General features: G+C 42.6%; 14 protein-coding genes and 2 tRNA genes. 8 read left to right on the forward strand and 8 right to left on the reverse strand.

Features of this window, described 5'->3' with window-relative positions; genetic code table 11:
- Positions 1-29: 29 nt before the first annotated feature.
- The 5 genes from rnpA to VM932_RS00415 all read left to right on the forward strand — a co-directional run bounded on the left by rnpA (position 30) and on the right by VM932_RS00415 (position 4,520).
- A complete protein-coding gene (gene rnpA / locus VM932_RS00395; protein WP_326276595.1) occupies positions 30-827 on the forward strand; it encodes a ribonuclease P protein component in 798 nt (265 codons plus the stop codon).
- Positions 811-2,436: a S41 family peptidase gene (locus VM932_RS00400; protein WP_326276596.1), complete on the forward strand. Its 1,626-nt coding sequence runs from the start codon at positions 811-813 to the stop codon at positions 2,434-2,436. Before rnpA ends, VM932_RS00400 begins: the two co-directional genes overlap by 17 nt.
- A gap of 148 nt (positions 2,437-2,584) precedes the next feature.
- Positions 2,585-2,968 carry a hypothetical protein gene (locus VM932_RS00405; protein ID WP_326276597.1) on the forward strand — a complete coding sequence of 128 codons (384 nt, stop codon included), beginning with the start codon at positions 2,585-2,587 and terminating at the stop codon, positions 2,966-2,968.
- A gap of 15 nt (positions 2,969-2,983) precedes the next feature.
- The gene (dcm, locus tag VM932_RS00410; RefSeq protein ID WP_326276599.1) at positions 2,984-4,231 is read left to right on the forward strand and encodes a DNA (cytosine-5-)-methyltransferase; all 1,248 of its coding nucleotides are present in this window, start codon (positions 2,984-2,986) and stop codon (positions 4,229-4,231) included.
- The gene (locus VM932_RS00415; protein WP_326276600.1) at positions 4,209-4,520 is read left to right on the forward strand and encodes a hypothetical protein; all 312 of its coding nucleotides are present in this window, start codon (positions 4,209-4,211) and stop codon (positions 4,518-4,520) included. The genes dcm and VM932_RS00415 overlap by 23 nt, the downstream gene beginning before the upstream one ends.
- A 22-nt stretch (positions 4,521-4,542) precedes the next feature.
- Here VM932_RS00415 and VM932_RS00420 read toward each other — a convergent pair whose 3' ends face one another.
- From VM932_RS00420 to rpiB, 3 genes are read right to left on the reverse strand one after another with little or no spacing between them, the layout of a single operon-like run.
- Positions 4,543-4,983, reverse strand: a complete 441-nt coding sequence (locus VM932_RS00420) for a GNAT family N-acetyltransferase (RefSeq protein ID WP_326276601.1) — start codon at positions 4,981-4,983, stop codon at positions 4,543-4,545.
- Complete coding sequence (locus tag VM932_RS00425) at positions 4,983-5,906, reverse strand: cation diffusion facilitator family transporter (RefSeq protein WP_326276602.1); 924 nt, start codon at positions 5,904-5,906, stop codon at positions 4,983-4,985. The genes VM932_RS00420 and VM932_RS00425 overlap by 1 nt, the downstream gene beginning before the upstream one ends.
- A 5-nt stretch (positions 5,907-5,911) precedes the next feature.
- Entirely contained in the window at positions 5,912-6,343 is a 432-nt protein-coding gene (rpiB, locus tag VM932_RS00430) for a ribose 5-phosphate isomerase B (protein ID WP_326276603.1), read from the reverse strand.
- A 594-nt stretch (positions 6,344-6,937) separates the two neighbouring features.
- Between rpiB and rnr the strand changes: the two genes are divergently transcribed.
- The 3 genes from rnr to VM932_RS00445 are packed head-to-tail and all read left to right on the forward strand — an operon-like array spanning position 6,938 to position 10,520.
- The gene (gene rnr / locus VM932_RS00435) at positions 6,938-9,121 is read left to right on the forward strand and encodes a ribonuclease R (RefSeq protein ID WP_326276604.1); all 2,184 of its coding nucleotides are present in this window, start codon (positions 6,938-6,940) and stop codon (positions 9,119-9,121) included.
- Between the two features lie 52 nt (positions 9,122-9,173).
- Positions 9,174-9,854: a head GIN domain-containing protein gene (locus tag VM932_RS00440; protein ID WP_326276605.1), complete on the forward strand. Its 681-nt coding sequence runs from the start codon at positions 9,174-9,176 to the stop codon at positions 9,852-9,854.
- Positions 9,855-9,857: 3 nt separating this feature from the next.
- Complete coding sequence (locus VM932_RS00445; RefSeq protein WP_326276606.1) at positions 9,858-10,520, forward strand: LysE family translocator; 663 nt, start codon at positions 9,858-9,860, stop codon at positions 10,518-10,520.
- Positions 10,521-10,553: 33 nt separating this feature from the next.
- Here the strand turns inward: VM932_RS00445 and VM932_RS00450 are convergent.
- The 5 genes from VM932_RS00450 to VM932_RS00470 all read right to left on the reverse strand — a co-directional run bounded on the left by VM932_RS00450 (position 10,554) and on the right by VM932_RS00470 (position 25,835).
- A tRNA-Cys gene (locus VM932_RS00450) sits at positions 10,554-10,624 on the reverse strand.
- 76 nt (positions 10,625-10,700) lie between these two features.
- A tRNA-Cys gene (locus VM932_RS00455) sits at positions 10,701-10,772 on the reverse strand.
- Between the two features lie 60 nt (positions 10,773-10,832).
- Positions 10,833-11,189: a dihydroneopterin aldolase gene (gene folB, locus VM932_RS00460; RefSeq protein WP_326276607.1), complete on the reverse strand. Its 357-nt coding sequence runs from the start codon at positions 11,187-11,189 to the stop codon at positions 10,833-10,835.
- 45 nt (positions 11,190-11,234) lie between these two features.
- Complete coding sequence (locus tag VM932_RS00465) at positions 11,235-12,194, reverse strand: PorP/SprF family type IX secretion system membrane protein (protein ID WP_326276608.1); 960 nt, start codon at positions 12,192-12,194, stop codon at positions 11,235-11,237.
- A 21-nt stretch (positions 12,195-12,215) separates the two neighbouring features.
- Positions 12,216-25,835: a T9SS type B sorting domain-containing protein gene (locus VM932_RS00470; RefSeq protein ID WP_326276610.1), complete on the reverse strand. Its 13,620-nt coding sequence runs from the start codon at positions 25,833-25,835 to the stop codon at positions 12,216-12,218.
- Between the last annotated feature and the right edge of the window lie 9 nt (positions 25,836-25,844).

Raw genomic sequence — 25,844 nt, forward strand, 5'->3', positions numbered from 1 at the left:
TTCTTGATATATTTAGGTCCTCAATCGCTTTGAAAAACAAGATTATTCCAGATAACCCAAAGTTGAAAGCGTTTGCAAAACAACTACGTAAACACAGCACACTTTCTGAAGTTCTGCTATGGCAAAAAACAAAGCAGCGAGCTTTGGGTGTACAATTCCATCGGCAAGTTCCATTGCTTGAGTATATTGTGGATTTTTATTGCCACAAATTGCTACTCGCGATTGAAATTGATGGGGTTTCCCATGAATTTAAGTATGATAAGGGTGCACAAAGAGGGCAACAACTAGAAAAAGTAGGCGTACATTTGGCTCGCTTACAGGATAGTGAGGTTAAAAACAATATGTTTGGTGTTTTGATGACCTTACAAGAAGTCGTATCTGATATGCAAAGTGAAAAACCTTATTCAAAAAAAGAAAAAACTCCCCTAAGGCCCCCTCAAGGGGACACTTCCTTTTCCAAAAAAGAAAAGCTCACCAACAAAAAAATGTTCGAAGCGCTTTTTACGGAAGGTAAAAATCTGCGTGAATTCCCTTTAAAGTTGGTTTACCTCAACACCCATGTTAAAGATGAGGTGCCTGTAAAAGTTGCTGTGGTCGCCCCCAAAAGGCAATTCAAATCCGCAGTGGACCGCAACCGCATCAAGCGGCTTTTAAGAGAGGCTTACCGGCGCAACAAGCCCCTCATTTTTAACAACATTGAGGGAAATTATGCGTTCATATTTTTATACCTTGGCAAGAAGACCCCAAGTTTTAATGAAGTTGATGCAGCCATGAAAAAGCTGTTAGAGGCCTTTATAAAAAAAGAATTCCATGAAAAGATTGATTAAAAAACAGGTTTTGATTCCCGTTTTGGCACTTGCCGTTTTGGTTGGTGCCAGCAGTTTTAAAAGTGACTTTTTTGAGATTGCCAAACAAATAGAAATCTTTACTACGCTCTTTAAGGAACTCAACATGAACTATGTGGATGAGACCAACCCTGCAGAGCTGATGGATTCCGCTATAAAAAACATGTTGAATGAACTGGATCCCTATACCCAGTTTTTGAACGAGCAGGATGTTGAATCCTACAAAATCAACAATTCGGGAGAGTATTCGGGCATTGGTGCCCTTGTTCGCTCTTACGAAAACAAATTGGTGGTGGTTGAGCCCTATCAAGGGTATGCCGCCGATAAGGCCGGCCTAAAGGCCGGGGATGAAATTATTAAAATTGGGGAGACCTTGGTTGCCGATTTTGATGATAATGCCGGAGAGCTCCTAAAAGGGGCCAACAACTCTTCGGTTGACGTCACCTTTTTAAGACAAGGGGAAACCAAGACCGCAACCATTACCCGCGAAGGTGTAGAGGTAGATGCCGTTCCCTTTTACGATATGATCGATGACAAAACGGGCTATATCGTATTGTCACGCTTTAACAGGAAAGCTTCCAAACAAACCCAATTGGCCATGCAGGACCTAAAAGGCCGGGGTGCAGAAAAATTGGTGTTGGACCTTAGGGGAAACCCCGGAGGACTATTATCCGAAGCCATCAATGTAACCAACCTTTTTGTGCCCAAGGGAGAGTTGATCGTGACCACGAAATCCAAGGTAAAAAAGTTCAATCAGGAATACAGAACCAAAAACAAGCCAGAAGATGAAGAGATTCCCCTTGTTGTCCTGATAGATGGAAAAAGTGCTTCGGCCAGTGAAATTGTTTCGGGCGGACTTCAGGATTTGGACCGTGCCGTAATTGTTGGGGCCCGAAGTTTTGGAAAAGGTTTGGTGCAACGCCCCTTAAAACTTACTTACGGGACACAATTAAAAGTAACCATATCAAGATATTACACCCCTTCCGGCAGATGTATCCAGTCGTTGGACTATTGGAACCGTGATGCACAGGGCAATGCAGTTCGAAACACCAATTTTAAAGAATTCACCACCAGAAACGGGCGAAAAGTATGGGATGGTGGAGGAGTAATGCCAGACATTACCATTGAATCCTTAAAAACCAACTCCCTTATTGATGCGTTGGAGGAAAACAATATCATTTTTGATTTTGCCACGGATTATTTCTACGACCACAATTTTGATTCGGTGGATGGGTTTAATTTTTCCGATGGTGATTATAATGCATTTAAAACCTATGCCCAAGAAAAGAACTTCTCCTATCAGACCAAAACGGAAAAGCTTTTGGAAGAATCCATTAATGGTGACAACATCTTATTGGGGGGCGATGTCCAAGAAAAGTACAAAGACCTTCTTTTGGCCGTAAATAAAGGTAAAATAACCGCTTTGGACACCTTTAAAAAGGAAATCCAAAAGAAGTTGGAAGATGAGATCATAACCCGATACTTTTACCGGGATGGGCTTTACAAATACTATTTGGATCATGACGATGCCATATTGACCGCAAAAGAATTGTTGTCCAATAATTCCAAATACGCTGCAATTTTAAAGTAGGGTGTTGTTTCTTCGGTTCTTCTTTCAATCCATATACCGCATTCATCGAACCAAATACGGCAATTATCAAATGACTTGACATTAATCGTCCGGTATTCACTAATTTTCCTTTGGATAGCTTTACAGCTCTTTTTAGCAAATAATGCCTATGGCAAAAATTGATCGGGAAGAAATACAGACCATAAGCCAGCTAAGTAATTGGTCAAAAAGCGGGATTTCAAAGGCCTTGCTCCACCATATTCATGCCGATAAGACCGCTTGTAAGCGTTTTTTATCGCGCTGTTCCTGGGTCTGGGCCTTATCGAGGCGCTTATTGTTTTGTTTTTTGGTCTTGTTGCCATTGGCAAAAACGGGCTTGTTCCCATATCCAAAAAAATGGTGGGGCATACATATTGGTGCAGCATCCTGTTTTTTTCAAGAAGGGGAAGCGGAAAAGTGTGAAAACGCCAAATACGGCGGCCTAAAGATAGATGCAGAAGGAAACAGCATCTTTATAGGTTTATATGACGATACCCTAAAAAAGATAGAATAAATCCTATTTTTGGGCATGCAAAAACTCAAAGTGTGTGAACTTTTTGCCGGAGTTGGCGGTTTTCGGTTGGGATTGGAAAATACAGGACACTATTCCGTTGTGTGGAGCAATCAATGGGAGCCCTCTACCAAAATACAGCATGCTTCTTTGGTTTATGAGGCACGGTTTGGAACAGAAAATCACTCCAACACCAATATTGAAAATGTGGAAACCTCCGAAATTCCCGACCACGACATGCTTGTTGGCGGGTTTCCCTGTCAAGATTATTCCGTGGCCACATCTTTGAAAAACTCCAAGGGCCTTATTGGTAAAAAGGGTGTGCTGTGGTGGTCCATCCATCGAATTCTTTCCGAGAAAACGAACAAACCAAAATATCTTTTTTTGGAAAATGTGGATCGCCTGTTAAAATCCCCTTCTTCCCAAAGAGGCCGGGATTTTGCCGTGATGCTCCGCAGTTTATCGGATTTGGGCTATGCTGTGGAATGGCGCGTAATAAATGCGGCCGAATATGGAATGCCACAGCGCCGAAGGCGCGTTTTTTTTATGGCGTATTTTAAGGGAACCCCTATTTTTAAAAAACTCCTAAAGTCCCGCCCAAAAGACTGGATTTTGAAAGAAGGAACTATTTCTGCTGCTTTTCCGGTCGACCAAACAGCACAAAATTTGGTTTCCTTTGATTTGGAGGAAGATGTAGTGGCCTTGTCCCATAACTTCAACCCAGAAAAAGGCCTTTCCCCATTTTTAAACTCCGGGATTTGTGTTAATGGAAAAGTATCTACCCTAAAAACGGCTCCTTCTTACGATGGAAAAAGAACGGTACTCTCCGAAATTTTGGAAAAGGGCTCCATTCCTCCAGAATATTATATTGATGCTGCCGATTTGCCCAAATGGGAATATTTAAAGGGCGGCAAAAAAGAAATACGCAAGACCAAAGCTGGTTTTCAGTACAATTACAGCGAGGGAAGCATGGTTTTTCCCGATGCGCTGGATCAACCTTCCAGAACCATAATAACCGGCGAGGGCGGTAAATCCCCATCCCGGTTTAAGCACGTGGTCCAAACCTCCAAGGGACTACGAAGACTTTTACCTGTTGAATTGGAACGGTTGAACATGTTTCCGGATAATCACACCCAATTAGATGGCATTTCGGATGCCAAACGTGCCTTTTTTATGGGCAACGCTCTTGTGGTGGGCATTGTGGAACAACTCGGTGCTTCGCTTTTCCGGAAAATTTCTGAATTTGAAAAGCAAGTTCAAAGCTGATCTATCCAAGGAAAACAATTGGCCCCTTTACTGGATGCTTATTACCAAAAACACACAATTTTATGCTTTGGTCACCAGCATGTATTCGGATGAGGATGGTGTATATACCTCTTGCAACATCACTTTTGTGAATCGCAAAAAGCAAGGCAAAATAAATGTGAATCAACTAGATACCAAAACTGAAGGATATCTGTTGTTTTCCACAAAAAACAAAGCGGAAAAGCCTGTAAACCTTTTTCTTACGTTGGATTATTTGGAACAGATCGGTGTGGCGAAGAGGTTGGTTTGAATAAGATGACTGCAAACATTTGTCATTCCCTCAACATTCTCCTATGCGGAATACCGTCTTCCAAATATTCTTCGCCAAAGGCATTAAAACCTAGTTCCGTGTAGAACTTTAACAGATAGGATTGTGCGGAAATTTCGATGGCTTTGTGCGGAAATCTTTGATCAATAGTGGCCAAGGAGGCTTGCATGATCTGCTTGCCCAATCCAAATTTGCGTTGATTTTTGCTCACAACTACCCGGCCTATGCTTACATTATCAAAATAATCCCCAGGTTTAAAAATCCGTGTGTAAGCCACTACTCCATCATTTTTGATACCTATTACATGTAGGGCTTTTTGATCTTTGTTGTCCACATCTTGGTACACACAGTCCTGTTCCACCACAAAAACCTCGCTGCGAAGGCGTAGAATTTGATAGAGTTCTTTGGTGGAGAGCTCTTCAAAGGTTTTTACCAATACTTCCATTAATCCTGAACTATTACATTTTTGGAATCGCACTTATCAAATTCGGGTTGAATATTTACATGGTTGATACCGTGTTTGTGATAGACGTGCTCCTCTATTTTTTCTAAAATCACATCGAACTCGGAAAGACGAATATCGTTTTTAAAGTCGATGTGGGCCTCCATGTGGACTTCGTCTTCATTGAGCTGCCAAATGTGCACATGGTGTACGTTTTTTACCGGTTCTATGGTACAAATGGATTCTACAATATCTTGTATGACCACCGATTTAGGGGTAAAAAGCATCAATACTTTGGTCGATTCCTTCAAAAGGTCATATCCCATATAAATTAAGTAAACGCCGATAATCATGGTCAATAGGGCATCTACCCAAAAAATCTGAAAATATTTCATCAAAATACCACCAATCAATACCGCTACGGACGCCATCATATCCGTAAGTAAATGCAAATAGGCGGATTTCATGTTCATGTTGTGCTCGGAATCCTTTTTCAATAACAACACGCTAAAACCGTTACCCAAAATGGCAATCAAAGCCAGCCAAATTACCAGATTGGATTCAATTACTTGGGGCTCTAACAATCGTTCTATGGCTTCTTTCATTAAAATAATGGCCACGACCACTAGGGTTGCCGCATTAATGAAGGCCGCCAAAATCTCGGCTCGTTTATACCCAAAGGTTTTGTGGCTGGATGCTTTCCGTTGTCCCAATCTCCTGGCACCATAACTAATCATTAAAGAGAGTACATCGCTAAAGTTGTGAAGTGCATCGGACAAGAGTGCCAAACTACCCGAGAGCAATCCCCCAATGATTTGGGCCAATGTAATGCCTATGTTAAGAACGATGGATATGAGCAAGTTTACCCCTTTAAGGTCGGGATGCGCATGCGAATGTCCATGATTGTGATGATGGTGGTGACCCATAGGGTTTATCTACAAGGAATTTTTTCGATCCTACGTTCGTGCCTTCCGCCCTGAAACTTTGTGCTTAAAAAGGTTTCTACCATATCCAAAGCTTGGGGAAGCGATATAAATCGCGCTGGCAAGCTCAAAATATTGGCGTCGTTATGTTCTCTGGCCAATTGGGTTATTTCCTTGTTCCAGCAAAGTGCGCCACGAATATTTTTGTGTTTGTTAATGGTCATAGTGGCACCATTGCCACTACCACAAAGCACTATGCCAAAATCTACTTTTCCTTCGGCCACGTCGGTGGCTACGGGATGTGTGAAATCTGGATAATCCACACTATCGGTGCCGTCAGTGCCGTAATTTATAATTTCAATTCCTTTGGATTTCAAAAGACCTATAATAGCAAGTTTATAATCGGTTCCAGCGTGGTCGTTTCCTATGGCAATTTTCATGGTATTTGTATTAAAATGGGTACGTAACAAAGGTACAATATCTTTTAATGTTGTGCTGTTCATAAAATTGAGGAGATATTTTCATTGGGTTCACATACAATCAATTAACAATAAGCCCGTTTTGTTAACTATTTGCATAAAACTATTGGTAACGAAATTTTGTTTTTCAATAAAATAGATCAGTAGGAATAATTATTTAATGTTGAGGTAATATTCCATTAAAAATTAATCAACCGTTATAAACCTTTTTTTGTGGGTAATTAACATTAAGGACACATTAACTTTTCAATAAATCGATGTTGATAAGGGTTGTTAAAAACCGTGGATAAAAAATATAAATGGTTGATTCTTAATTTTCTTGTATTCTGACAAATTGTGAACAACATATTTTAATAGTTCAAAGCAACTTTTTCCCTAATATTTTATTCCACATTTCAACGATCAATCATAATCATCATTTTAATTAAATTTAAAAAAGAAGAAAAAATATAATATTGATAATTGTTGATAAAGTTGACATTGTTTTGGATTACTCTTCCTTTCCTTGTTGCTCAAGGATTATAATTCGTATTTTTCAAAAAAATAAGGACGTTGATGTCAAAGAAAAAGAAGAGAGCTGGGAGTCAGCGAAAGAATGAAATTACGAAGGGCATTTTTACCGTACTTGAAAAAGAGCCATCAAAAACCTTCAATTACAAGCAAATAGCTTCAAAATTAGGTATTTCCGATACCCAAGATAGAAACCTTTTGATCAAGCGTTTGGGGCAGTTAAAGGCCAGCGAACGAATTGTTGAGCCCGAAAGGGGCAAGTATCAAAAAAAACCATCGCTCCATACGTATTTTACAGGAAGGGTAGATCTTACCACAAGTGGCAATGCCTATATTGTGGTGGATGAGCTGGAGGATGACATCTTTGTTCAGAACAATAATTTGAACAGGGCCTTCCATGGTGATACGGTCGAAGTATTTCTCAAACCAAGGCGTAAGAGCAAGAAAATGGAGGGCGAGGTTTCCAAAGTACTTGAAAGAAAAAAAACATCTTATGTTGGCATAGTGGACAAGCAAGCTCGGTTTGCATTTGTTCGGCCCACGGATTCCAGAATGTACACCGATATTTTTGTGCCCTTGGAAAAGCTTAAGAAAGCGAATGATGGTGATAAGGTATTGGTAAGCCTTGGTGATTGGCCGGGCGATGCCGATTCCCCCTATGGTGAAGTGATCGAGGTACTGGGGAGACCAGGTGAACACCATACCGAAATACACGCCATATTGGCCGAATACGGATTGCCGCATGAGTTCCCCTATGAAGTGGAACAGTTTGCCAAAACCTTGGATACCAGTATAAAGGAATCGGAAATTGCGAAGCGCAGGGATATGCGCGATGTACTCACTTTTACCATAGACCCAAAAGATGCCAAGGATTTTGATGATGCGCTTTCCTTTCAAAAATTGGAAAATGGCAACTATGAAATAGGTATTCATATAGCGGATGTATCTCATTATGTGCAACCCGATAGCATTCTGGAAGAAGAAGCCTATAATAGGGCCACTTCGGTGTATTTGGTGGACCGTGTGGTTCCCATGTTGCCCGAAGTACTATCCAATAAAGCGTGTTCACTGCGCCCAAATGAAGAAAAATATACCTTTTCCGCCGTTTTTGAAATGGATCATAACGCCCGATTGGTAAAGCAGTGGTTCGGTAGGACAGCCATTAATTCCAACGAGCGATTTGCCTACGAAGAGGCACAGCATATTATCGAGACCCAGCAAAACAAGATTCCCAAGGAAATATCCATCAGGGATAAAGCGTATTCCGTTTCGGATGATGTGGTCGAAGCCGTACTCACTTTTGATAGATTGGCCAAGATTATGCGGCAGGCCCGTATGGATGCCGGTGCCATCTCATTTGATAAAATTGAGGTGAAGTTCCACCTGTCCGAAAACAACGAACCCGTTGGCGTTTATTTTAAAGAGGCCAAGGACGCCAATAAGCTGATCGAGGAGTTTATGCTCTTGGCCAATAGAAAAGTGGCAGAGTTTATCGGAAAACAAAAGAAAACATTTGTGTACCGAGTGCACGACAAGCCCGATGAGGATAAATTGATGGCCTTGAACGGCGTTATTTCCAGATTTGGACATAGTATCAATCTTAAGGATCCAAAGTCCATCAATCAGTCCCTAAACAAGTTATTGGAAGATGTAAAGGGCAAAAAAGAACAGAATTTAGTGGATACCCTGGCCATACGAAGTATGAGCAAGGCGATTTATACCACGGAGAACATCGGTCACTATGGGTTGGGATTTGAATATTACACACATTTTACCTCTCCCATACGTCGTTATCCCGATGTGATGGTGCACCGATTGCTGCAGCATTATTTGGATAAGGAAAAAACACCAAAGGCCACCTTGTACGAAGAAAAGTGCAAACATTCTTCGGATATGGAACTATTGGCGGCCAATGCAGAACGGGATTCCATTAAATACATGCAGATAAAATTTATGGAAGACCACAAGGACCAAGAGTTCTTGGGCGTGATTTCCGGGGTTACCGAATGGGGCATTTATGTAGAGATTATCGAGAACAAATGCGAGGGTATGATCCGTATCCGCGATATTAAGGATGATTACTATGTGTTTGATGAACGCCAGTATGCCATTGTAGGGGAAAGAACAAAACGGATGTACCAATTGGGCGATGAAGTTTGTGTAATGGTTAAGAGCACTGATTTGATCAAACGCCATTTGGACTTTTCGTTGATCGGTAAAAAGGAATAATACTATTTTGGAATAAAATTTGTTATCCTATTGAGAACCAAATTTTTATAACATGAAAGTAATTACGATTGTTCTTATGTTCCTATCGCTTCAATTACTTGAGGCCCAGGATGCAACCGTAACCCAAGACCTACAAAAGTTTTCCGAAGTAAAGGGATTTGATGGTATTGCCATCAATCTTATCAAATCCAACGAAAACAAAGCGGTGATCACCGGGGAAAATACCACAAATGTTGCCATTGTCAATAATAATGGGGTATTGAAAATCCGGATGGAAATCGTCAAAATATTCAGTGGCTACAGAACGTATGTAGATTTATATCACTCCGAAAAGTTAGTGGTTATAGATGTTAATGAGGATGCCCGAATATCATCCGATGATATCTATGTACAAGATATTTTGGAACTTAAGGCACAGGAAGGTGGTGAACTGGAGATAAATTGCGAAGTGGACCAGTTGTTGATAAAGGCGGTTTCCGGAGGAAAGATCTTTGCAGGTGGATTTTCCAATACCCAGGATGTGATTATAAATACGGGAGGGGCATATAATGGAAGAACCTTTAAAACAAAATTTACAACCATAAGTGTAAACGCAGGGGGAAATGCCGAAATACATGCAACGGACTACGTTAAGGCCAATGTGAAGGCCGGAGGCGAGGTCTTGGTATATGGAGACCCAAAAACAATGGACGAACACACCCTTTTCGGTGGAAAAATAAAAAGAGCAAACTAAAAAATGATTGACGATATCCAAGCTGCCATCCCTTTGGGATTTTTATTGAGCTTTATGATCGGACCTGTTTTCTTTGTTTTGTTGGAAACAAGTGCTACCAAAGGCTTTAGGGCTGGAGTAAGTTTGGATATTGGAGTGATTTTCGCCGACATAGTTTTTTTGTTGATTGCCTATTTCAGTAGTTTTCAGTTGTTGGAGAACCTGAGCAACGAACCAGGTCTTTTTGTATTCGGGGGAATGATCTTGTTGGTTTACGGGATATTTTTATTTGTGAAGAAGGCAAAGAAAAAATCCAATGTAAAGGCCTCCAAGGGAACATATCTGGGATTATTGGTAAAAGGCTTTCTTTTAAACTTTATCAACATAGGCGTACTCGCTTTTTGGTTGGGGCTTATTATTGTAGTGGGACCCAGTTTGGAGAACAACCCCGATAGGATGATGGTTTTTTTCAGTACCGTGTTGCTTGTTTACTTTATAACGGATCTGATCAAAATACTTTTAGCGAAACAACTTAGGCGCTATTTGACCCAAGAACGTATTGTGCTCATAAAAAAAGGGTTGGGCATAATTTTGATTATCTGTGGCGCTGTGCTGATTACCAAAGGTTTTTTGCCCAAGGATAGGTTTGATATCCAAGAAAAAATAGAGGAACTTGAAGACCTGTAAAGAAAAAAACCCAGCACTTGGTGCTGGGTTTTGAGGCATCGAGCGGATTCGAACCGCTGTACAAGCTTTTGCAGAGCTCTGCCTAGCCACTCGGCCACGATGCCAATTGGATCGCAAAGCTAAAAATATTTTGCGAATATTCAGTTTTTATGATAATCTAAATATCAAGCAAAATTATTGAGGCATCGGGTGGACTCGAACCACCATAAAAATCCTTGCGGGACTTTGTCTAACCAATTCGACCACAATGCCATGTTGTTATGGACAAATTTAAAAAAAGATTAACAGTATAGGTCCTTTGGCATCAACTGTTCAACGAGTAATCCTGAGTTTTACCGAAACACTCTCCACATCGCCACCAATGGGCGGGTTTATTTTGGAAACTTCGACTTCCACCTCGGTCACTTCTTTAATTTCTCCGAATATACGATCAATAATCCTTTTGGCCACATGTTCCAATAAATTGGAACGTACCGTCATTTCTTCCTTTATGATGTTGTTGAGATGGACATAGTCCACCGTTTCGGTAAGTTGATCGGAAGCCGCGGGTTGGGAAAGGTCGGCCGTGATTTCAAGGTCAACCCTGTAATCGCTGCCAATGAGCATTTCTTCCCTTAAACATCCATGATTGGAATGTATTCTAACGTTTTTTAACCTGATTTTTCCCAAAGCCTTATATTACGAAAGGGCAAAAATAGGACAAAACGTATAAAATCAATACATACATCGACAGTTACTTATACCCTGAAAGAGATCCATTCCCACGGTAAGCACATGAGTTCCTGTGCTGTATCCCAAAATTTCGTTGGTAATTACCTGATAGGAATACCCAAAATAGAAGTTACTCTTTTTAAAACCTGCAATAGGGGCTATGTATAGAGGTTCTCCCAATTGGTCGTTCAAAAAACGATAGGTAAGGCCTACGTAATAGTAATCTTCAAAGTCGCGAAAACGGAACTTGGTGTTAAGATCGGTAACGGAACGGCCATCGCTCTCGAACCATTGAAAGAATACGGAAGGTTCTATTTCCAATTTGCTGTTTTTGCTCTTGGAAAAACTGTAGCCCGTATAAGCATAATAGTTTCTTAGTTTGTTGGGTTCAATACGGATGATATCGGTATTAAAATTGGATAGGTCCTTGTTAAGTACATTACCTGCGTTCAAACTAAAAAAGAACTTGTCGTACCTATAAAGCACGCCCAGATCAAAGTTATGGTTGGTAGTGGCTTTATCATCCGCTGGCAATTGACCGTTGTTTTCTTCAAACTGTTCTACATCTATCCGAAATTGGTTAAAGTTGTAAGAGATACCGAAGGAAAGGAATATATCGTCATATCTGTCCAATGTTAAATGGTGGGCAAAGGCAACCTTGGCTCCTCTTTGCCTTGTATAACCGTTACTATCGTTATAAAGAAGCATACCTATCCCGGACCTGTTCCCAATTCTGGCGTCAGCGGCCAAGGTCTGGGTATCCGGGGCGTCTTCGATGCCCACCCATTGTGTTAAGCCGTTTAAACGCACTTTTATATGATCTCCTATACCTGCATATGTCGGGGACATTAAAAAGGGATTGTCCGCGATATACTGGGATAATTGTGGTACGGTCAACTCTTGTCCCTTGGCACAAAGTGCCAAGGAAACAAATAATAAAGTTGAGTATACTTTTTTTAGCATGGGGTCTAAGTAATAGGTTTGTTATTCCCTATATAATGTAAAGTGGCCCACAAACTCTCTGAAGTCTTGTTCTCCTTCAAGTTTAACAACATACCAGTAATCTCCGGTCGGCAATGGTTTTCCATCGTAATTACCGTCCCAACCTTTAACGTTTCGGGTCATCTCTTCCACTACTCTACCATAACGATCATAAATCTTAATTAGTACATCTGGGAAACCTTCAATGTTGTCAGGTATCCAAATATCATTACGGCCATCGCCATCCGGGGTAAAGAAGTTGGGGAACTCGATATCTATGAATTCCATAAAAATCTCAGCCGTGGCCTCACAACCGTTTTGATCTACCACGGTAACGGTATAGGTACCGGTCCTGTTGATATAGAACGTATTATCGGTTCCGTTATCAATGCCGTTGAAGTAGAAGGTATAATCCTCCACACCACCTTCTGCAATTGCTGTAATTTGGTTAATGGTGTTGTTCTCCAAGCTTAGGACAAGTGGTTCGAATGTTTCAATGGTAAAGTCATAAGTGGTCATACATCCATTGGCATGTGCAATGGTGATGTAATGGTCGCCCGGTGCCATGTTGGTAAAATCAGCGGATAGTTGCATATCTGCTGGATCTGTCGAATCCAGGGCATACATTAGGTCTCCTGCAATGGATTCATCTTCCAGTACGATGTCCAAGTAATTATCAGGAATATTTTCGGTACACTCGTAAACGGGCGTTACGGTAGCCGCCAAGTTTACTCCTGGATCAATTTCCACAATTACGTTGGTTTCGCAACCTTGGGCATCCCTTACAAATACTACATGGGTTCCTGCGGGCAGATCTTGGAACAAGACCTGATCTTGAACAAAGTTTGCATCGGCACTGGAATTCAGGCTTGTTTGGTAGGGGGCAGTACCTCCGGATATTTGAATTTCGAACGAACCATCCCCACTTTCAAAACATACCTCATCCATAACGTTTATGGCTTCGGCCACGACAGGTTCCGGTTGTGTAATCTCAAACTGGAAGGTAATGAAACATCCATTCGCATCCTGAGCGATTACATCATAGATGCCGGGTTCTAGATCAGTAAATGTGTTCGTCGTATCAAACTGATCTAGATTAGGTGAAATGGCGTATTGGATTTCACCTGTTCCCCCCGACACTTCAACAGTAATTGTACCGTCGTTCATTCCCGAACATGTAATATTGGTAAATTCTTCTCTATCTACCTGTAGTGGTGCTGGATCAACTATAGTAATTACAGAAGATACCTCAACACAATCCTCACTGGTTACCCTTATGTAGTATTCACCAGCGGTCAATTCGTTGAATGTTCCATTGGTTTGCGGGCCATCTAGCAAGTTGGTCAAGGCTGCATCGGTGAACAACTCATATCTGTAATTGCCCAAACCACCTGTTGCTTGTGCAATAATGGTAGCGGATGCCTCCCCCATACAGTTGATAATGGCCGCAGACTCGTCGATTTCCAGCATCAATTCCGGAACTTCCTCAACAGTTATTTGGTTTGATATCATGGCATCACAACCATTGGCATCACGCACATAATATTGATAAGTACCTGCACCAACATTGAATGTATGGGTGTCCCCACCGCTCATGGGGTTAAACGTAACACCATCGGTACTATAAAAATAAGGTGCAGTACCTCCTGATGCCGTTAATTCCAGTTGAGCATCATCGTTGCAGGTCATTCCGCTCAATTGTACCAAAGAAGCCATTACTTCGGATGGTTCAGTTATGGTTACTGGATCTGTTGTAAAACTACAGTTCCAACCATCGGTAATGGTGATGCTGTAGGTTCCGGCACCCAGATTATTGAATCTTGGGCTTCCTTGTTCACCAGAAGTAAACACAATGTTTGTTCCGGTTTCATCATAATAGTTCAACAGGTAGTTGTAAGAACCTTCACCTCCAGCAACATTGTACGCCCATACGGATGCACTTTCATCCCCAAAGCACAATAGGTCAATTGGAGCAGCATCAATGTCTGCAGTAATTGGATCTACAGGATCTAAGGTTAATGAAGTATTATCGATAATTTCACAACCTTCACTATCGGTTACCCTTACTTCATAAGAACCAGCGGAAAGACCAGTGAACACATAACTATGTACATCGTTCATAGTGTAGGATTGTGTTGTGGTAATATTGGTCAATACTATATCGTAAGGAGCATAACCACCTGTCGGAGCAATAAGTACTTCGCCCATATCATCGTTACAGGTAACGCTGGCCACCTGCTCTGGGACAACCGCCAATTCACTGCTTGGTGATATAATGGTAACGGAACCAGATCTAGCATCACAGAATGGCGCTTGGGTAGCTTCTACTTCAACATAATAGTTACCACCTACCAAATCAGGATGGGTTATTGCCAATGATCCTGTTGACGTGTTTGCATTACCTGATACAATTGGGGTACCATCATTTCTGAACACTTCATAATTGTAAGCTCCTGTATAGCCCGTTACATCAATTGTCAATTCTCCGGCATCATCAAAACAAACTGCCGGTGATGTGGCGGTGGCCGTTACATTGATAAGGTCGTAAGGTTCGACGGTATGGGTGATAAACTCGTAGCATCCAGTACCATTATCCGTTACCTGAATGGTATAGTTTCCATGGTTAGGAAGCGTAAATGTATATCTATCAGTTGAAACTGTTTGTATATCCCCGGTTTCCAAAACCTCAAAAGTCAGATTATAGGGAGATGATTGTCCGCTCGCAATTACCGTGATTTCTTCTCCACTATTTGCACAAGTTATATCAACCACATTGGTTATGTCCAAATCCATTTGAGGTAATGGATCTATTGTTTGAGTAGGCAATGCATAGGTACATCCATTGCTGTCCCTTATAACTATATCATAATCATCGGCCACGGAAGTGTAATAAGTGAAGACATTTCCGCCGGTTGGCATAAAGGCACCACCATTTACACTGTAGAAGTAGTTTGGTGTACCACTAGTTGGGTCGATGGTTACTTCTATTTCGGCCTGTTGCGTTCCATTTGTAGCATTACAGGTTAATTGAGAAACATCGGTAACTCCAGCGCTAAGCTGTGTGGGTTCGTCCACACGGGCATCAATTGTATCCTCACACTCCCTTTCGGAAACCACACGCACTTGGTAATCTCCTTCTGGTAGATTTTCGAACAATGGTTCATCTTGAAGTGGTCTGTTCGGTGCACCAGGACTCAAGCCAATCAATTCGTATTGGTATGGTGGATTCAGTGCAGTGGATGGATCTAGATTGACCAAGATACTGCCATCACTGCCTCCAGCACAACTTACATCTACAATAGTTGCATCCTCTAGAACGGGATCAACCTTATCATCCAATGTTTGGCGTACTTCATAGGTACAAGGTTCGGAAGTATCCAAATCGGTGACTGTGAAAATATATTCACCCGGATCAGTCAGATTGGTAAAAATTCCATCATTATTGGTTGCTATAAACCCTAAAACAGAATGAGTGGCAGTGTATTCCAAGTTAGAGGAGCCACCTGATACATTAATGGTGATTTGTCCACCTGGATTCATTGTACAATCAATAGGTTTAACCACGGTAGCATTGGCTGTCATGGCATTGGTCAGTTCCACGGTATCTGGAAGTATTACGGAACAGCCCCATTGATCGGTAATTTCAACCGTATAAGAGCCTGCGCCCAATCCAGAGAAAATGGTACTTGATTGTGGAGACCCAAAGTTGCTTCCATCCTTGATCAATTGATAGCTATAGTTGCTTCCTTGTCCACCAGTAGTACCTACTACTTGGATTTCTCCTTGTAAATCCACACAATTGGACTGGTTGACTTGCAGTGTGGCCGTAATAGGGTCTGGAACGCTCAATACAACATCGGGTAACTGTGTAGCACATCCTTCCTGATCTATGATCCAAACCTCATAAGTACTTGCTGTAAGGTTTTCGAACCTAGGCGTGGAAACATAGTTGGACGAATCGTTTGGATCGGGGTTTGGTGTTGTGTCTACGTAGTAGGAGTATCCACCCCATCCACCAGAAGCTGTAATTTCAATAATACCATCGTTTCCAGGATTACACGTAATGTCCGTAACAGTTCTATAACCGGTGATTGCCGCATTAGGTCCTGCAATGTTGAAGGCTTCCTCATTGGTACATTCCGGGAATGCATCTTGTGAAATGACCAAGCGGTAACTGCCTGTGGGCAGGCCACTATATGTTTCAGGGCCAGTGGTCGCTGAAATACCGTTGGTTACAGGAATATCATCAGCTGTATTGACAGGTGTACCATTTGTATCAAAAATGGTCCAGTTAAATCCGCCCGTGTATGTGGCATCCACAAGTTCAAAGGATACTTCGCCGGTAGCTGTGCCATAACAGATGACATTGCTTACCACATTTAGATCTATATCGAATGTGTTGGGATCGGTAATGGTTTCTGAAGTTGAAACCATACAACCTGTATCCTTATGGCGTACCAAGAAATTGTGGGTACCCGCATCCAAACCAGCGAACACATTGGAATCTTTCCAAGTACTGCCATTGTCGTCACTGTATTCAAAACGGGATGGATCGCCTAAAGTTGAAGTAACCGATATGGTAATTTCCCCATCCATGCCTGGTGTACAGCTTAATGGGTTTGTAATGGCAGCTACGGCATCGGTTATTTGATCATAAGGAGCAATAACCGCTGTTGTTGTCCCCAGACAACCATTGTCATCATATACATTAATGGTATAGTTTCCTCCATTTGTATCGGTTTCAATGTAAGTAGGATTACTACCGGATTGAACCACTACGGAACCTGCATCATTAATAAACTCATAAGTCACATAGTTGCCACTACCTCCCGTTATTGTATTTACAGTAATACTGGCGTTGTCTGTGTTGTTACCTACAGCACAGGCAAACTCGACCACATTGGCAGTCAAAGCAATGGGGTCTGGTTCGGTAATGGTTACGGTTTGAGTATCGGTACAATTATTTGACGCGGTAACCTGAATGTCATAGGTAATACCTGTTGCGGAACCTTCAAGGTTGGTAAAAGTAGCCGTGGTAGCCGTTGAGATTGAAGGAGCAATTGGTGTACTGATGGAACCATCGGATGCCGCAATGATCTCAAAGGTATAGGGACCTATCCCATTGTCCACAGCTTGTACGGAAATGGTGCCATCGGCGGCCTCATAACAAGTAACATCTGTATAAGTGTAAGTAAATGATGGATAGGGAGCTTCGGGCACATCTATGGTAACTGTTTTTGGACAGTTTGGCGGTGCTGTGCCCATATCAAAGACGATAACGTCATATCTTCCAGCAGCTCCTGCACCGTCCCAAACAAACTTGTTGGAAGCGTCAAGGGTCAAGGTGCTTTGGGGCATATCGTATGCCGTTCCCGGTCCATCTATGATAAATTCATAATTTCCTGATCCAGAAATTACTTCGATTTCCAATTCTGCATAAGCATTGGTGCCAGACTCGCAATCCAAAGCCACGGTTTGAATTACGTTGAATTCAAGTGGTGGGTGTATATCGAATGTTTCGGAATCAATACAACCGTTTAAGTCTCTTACCTCAACAGTTTGACCCAATCCTGAACTCAATCCGGAAATCAGATACTGGTTGCTTCCATCAAATGTAAAGTTTTGGAACGCTGCTCCGTTTACACTGATTTGGAAAGGCGTCATGGCTACAGATGGATTATCCAAAGTGACCATTACCTCGAACAAGCCTTCATCCACACATTCATTTACAACGGCAATGGATATTTCTGGACTAGGGTCGAGAAGTACGGTTACAGGGTCACTTTGAATACAGTTGTTGGCATCTTTCACATATACAATGTAATCGCCCGCCTCAACATTTACGCTTGTATTGCTGGTCCAGCCACTGTCGGCAGCTGTTGGTACAAACCCCGAAGAAGCCAAAATATATTGGAATTCGTAGGGAGCGGTACCAAATTGAGCATTTGCTGTTATTACCCCAGCATTTGGGTTGCAATTGTCATTGGTTGGGGAATCAGCGATTACCTCAAGCAATGTTGGTGATTGTTGTATTACAAAGGAATCAGATGCCGAAACACAACCATTTTCATCTTCATAAAGAATATAATATTCTCCAGGGCTTAGCCCAGTTGCTGTGCCTGTTTCAGGGCCGCCAACTGCACCAGATATTGTTCCGGTTATTCCAGTTGTGTTATTGGTTATATAGGTAAAGATCTCAAAATTAACATTGGTTCCTCCGTATCCCCAAATCGTAAAATCGACACTACCATCTGTAGCTCCCGTACAGGTAATATCGGTGACTGTGTCAATGGATGACGCCAAGGTAGAAGTTGCGGATACAGGAACAGTGGCCTCCTGAATATATTCACATGCGGTATCCTCATCATAGACTATAAAGGTATAAGTAACACCCGGTGTCAAGCCTGTGAACAAGTGTGAATTGTCAGGGGCTGGAGTTGGATCCTCTGGAAACCAAGCAGGGTCGGACGCATTAAATGTAGGAGCGGGGTAAATGGCAAAATAAAAAACTCCTGTTCCCAATGTCCCATTCTGAGCGTCTGCCTCCACTAACATTTCACCACTGCCAGGAGCACAACCTGGAGTTGCTTGTGTAGTTATCAACACATCGGGCCCTGTGGTTATGGTCACCGTTGATATATTTTGACATCCATTGGAATCAGTGACTACAACAGTATAATCACCAAAATCCAATCCAGTGAATGTGTGGTCATTGGTTCCTGCAGATGTATCATAGGTTAAGTTTACACTATGATCATTATTAAATACCTCGTATATATAAGTTGGTGTTCCTCCCGAGGCATCTACCGTAATGGTTCCTAATTCTGTACCACTTGCCGCACAGGTTAAATTTGTATGTGTTGTGTTTGGAACGATTGCTGTCGGCTCGGAAATAACTACTGGGAATGGATCTGATACACAACCTTTGTCATCGGTTACAGTTACTTCGTAAGAACCGGCAGGTAATCCTGTGGTTTGTGTTAAATAGTCTGTACCAGTAATTGTTTCGTATACATTTATGGTATAAGGCGGAACCCCCACGGAAGTGTCAATAACAACATCCAAAGCACCGGTGCTTTCCCCATTACACAATATGTCGGTTGGTGTAACACTGCTTATCACGGGTTGTGTGGCAGGCGTTACTATAATACTGTTGGTCGTTGTTGTACAACCAGCAGAATCGGTTACAAGGAAGGTATAGGTTCCATCTGTGTTTGTATTGAACACGTTGCCAGTAAATCCAGATGAATTATAAGTAGTTCCGCCATCGTTGGACCATTCATAGGAGTAAGGAGATGCACCTCCATTTGCAGTTATGGTAATACTTGCATCGTCCAAACAAGTCAAATCGCTATCGAGGAAGGCCGAAGCAGTCAAAGCAGGATTGATAATGGCAGTATCCGTAGCAGAACAACCATAATTATCCCTTACATCAATGGTGTAAGTTCCTGCTGTTAAGTTTTCAAAAGTATAGGTTGTATCAGTTGGGATAGAAGGTGTCATCCAAGCGCCACCATTTATACTAAACTGATAGTTTCCGTTCCCGCTGGTTACATCTACTTGGATGCTCCCATCGTTGTTGCCACTATAACATAAGGTTGGTGTTACATTAAACACAATATCGGCAGGGGGTACTACGGTTATGGTTCCGGTTACATCCTCACACATATTGGCATCCTGTACCCTTACCACATAATCGCCTGCGGCAAGTCCAGGGAACTCATTGGAAGATTGGTAGGTAACAATGGGCGTACCACTTGTATCTTCCAATTGATATTGATAAGCCGGTGTACCTCCCGTAGCAGTGGCGGTAATGGTTGCCCCTCCATTGGTACAGGTTAACTCTGTAGTAACGGAAGCAGAAACATCAACGGCATCGGGTTGTGTAAGATCTTGGGTCAGGACAACGGAACATGTAGGATCTCTTAAATCTCTTATGTTGATGGTATGTGTTCCTGCTGCTAATCCAGTAATGGTTATTGGACTTGTGGTAGAAGTGGTAAACACACCACTATTGTCAACTTCATATTCAAAACCAATACCTGAATCAAAGTTTTCGGCTTCAAAAGTGATGGTACCATCGGCATCGCCGTTACAAGTAATGTCCGTGTGGGCGGTAATGGCTCCATCAAAAGCATATCCCGGTTCTACATTTACAGAAGTTGTTACTGTACATTCACTTCCGTAATCTACCTCAATGGTATGTGTTCCTGAAGCAACTCCACTGAAAACATTGTTCCCTATTTGTGGTGTTCCGCCATTTAAACTATAGGTATACGATGCATCCAAAGGTAGCACGGTTACCTCAGCAGTACCATCACAATTATAGGTAACGGTTGTGCTCAGTGTTGGTTCAACAGGAAGAGGTGGAATTATTATTTCTGGTAAAGTGATGAAACAATCTATTACATTGGCATCACGCACACGAATACTATAGGAACCATCTTCCAATCCTGCAAAAATGGTGGAAGTGGTCCAAGTTCCGCCATTCAAACTGTATTCAAAGTTTCCTGAGCCTCCAGAGGTAGGTGTAATACTGCCCACGGTGATTTCGCCCAGCTGCGTACAGGTGTATTCTTGTGTGATTTCAGCTTCAGCAACAATTGGGTCGGGTTCTGTAATAGTTGCCTGAGTTGTAACAGGACAGTTGTTGGCGTCTGTTACACTTATATCGTATGTTCCGGCCGGTAGGTTTACAAAGGTGTTTGATGTTTGATAGGTTGTCCCATTGTCTATACTGTACATATAGGGAGCTTCACCACCAATTACATTTAAAACAATGCTTCCATCAGAACCCCCATTACAACTAACATTAGTAATATGGGGTGTAAGAGCCAATGAATCGTCTTGTGTAATAGTGATATCATAAGTGGCCTGGCAATATCCTGAAGCTCCGCCATTATCTCTAACATATACATCGTAATCTCCTGCACTTGTTACCGTAATTGGGTTTGTTGGTGAAAAATCACCTGCAGATGGAGTTGCTCCATCGCCAACCACGGCATACACATAATTTCCATCTCCACCGGCTGCGGTAATGGTTATATCTGTATCCGTTCCACAAGCAGTAATGTTTGGAGCTGAAGCCACAACGCTAAGTTCCGGATCTACGGTTATGGAAGCGATATCGGTACAATCGTTACCGTCCCTAACCTCAATCGTGTAATTTCCTGGTGCAAGCCCGGTAAACACATGGTTTGTTCCAAAGGGACCTCCGTTTAAGCTGTACTGATAATTTCCGTCGCCACCATCAGTGACATTGGCAGTCAGAGTCAAACCTGTGGCATCATCATAACAAATATCGTTGGGGACAATTTCTAGAACGGGTTCAACAGCCTCATTAATGGTGAAGATATCCGTGAATTCACAACCGTTCGCATCCGTAACTTTGAAGGTATAGTCGCCCCCAATGGTCAAATTGCCGAACAAGCCGTTGGATTGTGGTGCTGGAGGAGTATAACCGGTGGGGCCGGAAATAATTTCGTAAGTATAGCTTCCCCATCCGCCTGTGGCCGTAATATTCACCGACCCATCTATTATACATGTAGGCTGTTCAATTGTTGGTGTTGCATCAATGGGTGAAGGTGGAGCGTCAATAGTTACGGTTGCCGTATCGGTACAATTGGTTTCATTGTCTGTTACTGCAATGTTGTAAGTGCCGGCCTCCAAATTACTTATTGAAACGGAAGCATTGGTTTGGGCTGTTCCTATATTGGAATATGCCGAAGGCCCGGTTATGGTGTAATCGTATGAGGTATTAAATCCGGAAACCGTGAAAAGGGCTTCCCCATCTTCAGCATCAATACAGCTTATATTGGCCATTACTTGGCCCACAACACCTATTGGCGTTGTTGGGGCAATGGTATAGCTTTCCGTGTAAACACATCCAGTGGCATCGGTAACCCTGAAGGTATAAGTGTCCGGGTCTAGATCATTAAAAGTGGCTGTATCTCCGGAAGTGGTATTTGGCGCTATGGGAGAAGGGGCAATAATTTCGTAAACAAAGGCAGCTGTTCCCCCAGCAACGGTTACTGTTACATCCGAAGTTTGATCGGGACATCCTGGAACCGTGGAATTGAAGACCAAGTCTGTCGGTGGGTCCAATGGGGCTATTGTAATAGCATCGGAAAATATACAACCATTGGCATCCCTTACAGTTATGGTATAGGTGCCATCTGTTAGATTGGAGAAAGTAGGAGAACTGTCAAAAGTCACCCCGTCTATGCTGTATTGGTAAGGAGCGGCGCCACCTGTTACATTTTGGGCTTCGATAATGCCGTCTTGCATACAACTGTACTCTTGTACTATAACGGCATCCAAATCCAGGGCAGCTGTTGGTGCGTCGATGCTGTGATACTCATAATAATCACAAGCGGCACTTCCTTTTCGTTGGTTGATGACCACTACGTAATCACCACTGGACAAACCAGGGAAGTTTCCTGATGAGTTGGTGGCCAAGGCATTGGCAAAGTCGTAGTTTTCTTCGTCAAAACCAGTTGCATCAAACAAATAGTAAGTAAGTTGGTACCCATTATCGTCTACCAAATTAAAGGAAATTGTACCTGTGGACTCTCCGTAACACGATACATCCGTAACGGATGTTGCATTATACTCCGCAGCGGGCCTAAACTCAATGGTAACGGGATTGGAAATGTCGTAACAGTTGTTTCTGTCCACGACCACATAGGTATATGTACCGGCTCCCGCAGCACCAACTACGTCAAAAATTTGTTCTGTCTGGAATTCAGAGGCAGGTATATCCGCTACTGAGGGGTATGAAATTTGTGTGACCCCGTTTCTGTCCACAAAGGACCAGATAGCATAAAGGTGAGGGGTTTTACCCCCTTTGGAATCCATTATGATGTTTCCTTCTTTACAGGTAATGTGCTGTGAAATCCTTGCGGTCAGTTCCAGGTTTGATTCATCAATAATGGTGACCTGTTCCGTGTAGGCACATCCATCGTCGGTGGAAACAGCAACATCGTAAACCCCACTATTTAGGTTTTCAAAGGTATAATTATTGTCTGTGGACGGACCATGGGTATCCACCTCTACGCCGCCTTGGGAAATGGTGTAATAGTATTGTGGCTCCACATCCAAAACGGAAATGGAGATTGCACCCAAATCGTTACAACTTGTATTTTGGGAGGTAATGGCCACTTGAAAATCCCTTTCGAGAATACCAATATTGTCGAGTACAAATACGCAACCATCGGTTACGCCTTCTTGTCTCATTTCTACCATATAAGCTCCATTTGTCGTAATATCGAAGCTTGGGCTTGGTCCGTAGGGAACCAATACATTGCCCGTGGTTTGGTCTACAAGTTGGTACTCGTAGCTCAAAGGCATATTGGTTACCGTAATGTTCCCGGGAGTATCACAGATAATATCCTTGGAAGTGTATTGCGGGTCTAGTGGGTTTTTGAAGATATTGAAATAGAATCGACTAAAACATCCGTTCTGATAGTTGATGACCAATCGGTACTGGCCGGAATCCGAGGCTAAAAAGTCATTGCCCGTATCAACCGTGTTCCAAGTACAACTGGCATTGGTGTTGGCACATCCATCGGTAGCTTCCGTACAGCTAGCTTCATCCAACTTTTCCCAAACTATGCTCTGGGCATCTGGAATGTTGATTTGAATGAGTTCGGTGTCATTTAATCCACACAAGAAAATTTCCGGCAGTTCGCTACCATCGTTGGGACATACCAGAATATCCCCGTCTATGGTGTTGGAGGTATCGTTGATCAAAGCCGTAATGGGATTGCTCTGTGTTTCGCCAAAAAGCTCCACAACGATTATTTCGGCAAAATCCTTACAGGGGTCGGCAACTTGCTTATCAACAATGTAAGTTCCGGTTTCATCAACCAATATGGTGCTCGGGTCGTTGTCGGAATCACTGTCCGTGATCACCGTATCGGTACCAATATCAATAGTGTTGTTCCCGTTTTCGTCGCGGTACCAGATATAGTTGTCGAAATTGTCACCTGCATCTAAAAGTACGTTTTCGCCGCAGAGCTGAACGGTCCGTGTAAAATTACAGGCACTAAGGTCGTCCAAAAGGAAATTGGTGGCCCCGGGATAGGGAAAACCGCAGCCGTCAAAATCGTACACACTGGGGTCGTCGGTTATAGAAGCCGTATTTATTGCACCACTATAAGTTGAATAAGCCAAGTTTTCGATGATATCGGTACAGGCATCGATGAAGTCAAAACAGTTTTCGGCCACTTGTACCCGCATGCGAATGGAGGCAGCTGGATCATCCTCTTCAACAATATTATCGGGGATAGTAAAAACAATGGTTCGGGTTGCCGGGTCAAAAGTATAGGTTGTGCCTGTTGGCATGGTTATACTGGACTCGTCGAGGGTTACATTGATAGGCAGTACGTCCCTGATGGTATAGCCGACTGCATCATCGTTGCCCACATTTTCAAACGCAAGCACATAATCCAAAAATTGTCCAAGATGTACCCCTTGTCCGGTAATATCGTTGCCCGCAATATCCTCGACCGTTTTGGCCAAGTTTATCTTGGGCTCTATAATCTCTACATCCATTGAGGTGAAGAAAATGTCGTACTTATCTTGCGTGGACGAAGCCCTAAATGTGGCTCCCGTTTCATCATTGGGAATAACGGAATTGCTCGGGTTGGGAATGGTAAACATATCCACATCCCATCCTAAAGTGTTTTCACTATTGGGGTTTCGGGTGGTAACAATACTTCCTTCGTTGGTAATATTACTGTTGAAAAAGTTATTGGAGGGGTTTGCGCTGTTGGACAATGTTGTAAAAGAACCATTGCTATCCGCCTTAAAGGCGAGTTGATCCCCGCTAATTCTATTGTCGCCCTCCAAAGTTGCCACGCCCAATTTGGCATTAACGGGAAAAGGAGGGGGCAATGTGGTAAACCCACTAAAGGGAATGTCCACGGTTTCTCCGGACTTAACACCCGCATAACCATCAAAAGTAGTGATGAATTTTCCTGGATAGGTCGGGTTTTCATAGACGACGACCATGGTCCATCCTCCAGAAACACCACCTTGGATGGAGCTGCCGGAACTGGCCCTTACGTTGCCCACAAAATAATCACCTTGTGGATTGGTGAGTCCACTAACAATGGAAGTCACATCCTTATAACAGGCGTAAGGGGCATAATACCCAAAATCGCCATCATTATAACCATCAAATAGGATTTCGTCCGCGGTCAAATCAACATAGGAACCACCGGGAACCCTAAATTTTACTTGGTTGAAATCACTTCGATCACTATCCGTATATACGGCGGACCAATACAGCCCGGCATACCTGATTTGTGAACAGCTGGGGTCTGGAACGGCCAATGTTGCACTACTGGAGCTGAATGTTGAAGGATCAGCATCAATATCAATGTACTGCATGTTCAGCCTATCGTTGTACTCGGAACTTGACCCTGTAAGGTTATAGGGGTCTTCAGGGTCTTCTGAAGAGGTATCCCTATTTACTATATTGTTCGCGATAAACGTTATGTCACCTTTGAGTCTGTTTTCATAACGAACATCAAAGGTGTTTTTAATTTGTGAAATACCTGTATACGAAAACAAGAGTATACAGATCAATGTGCCCCACCTGAGTAGTGATTTTTTCATAGTATGGTG

This window comes from Flagellimonas halotolerans, assembly GCF_035818535.1.
Taxonomy (GTDB): domain Bacteria; phylum Bacteroidota; class Bacteroidia; order Flavobacteriales; family Flavobacteriaceae; genus Flagellimonas; species Flagellimonas halotolerans.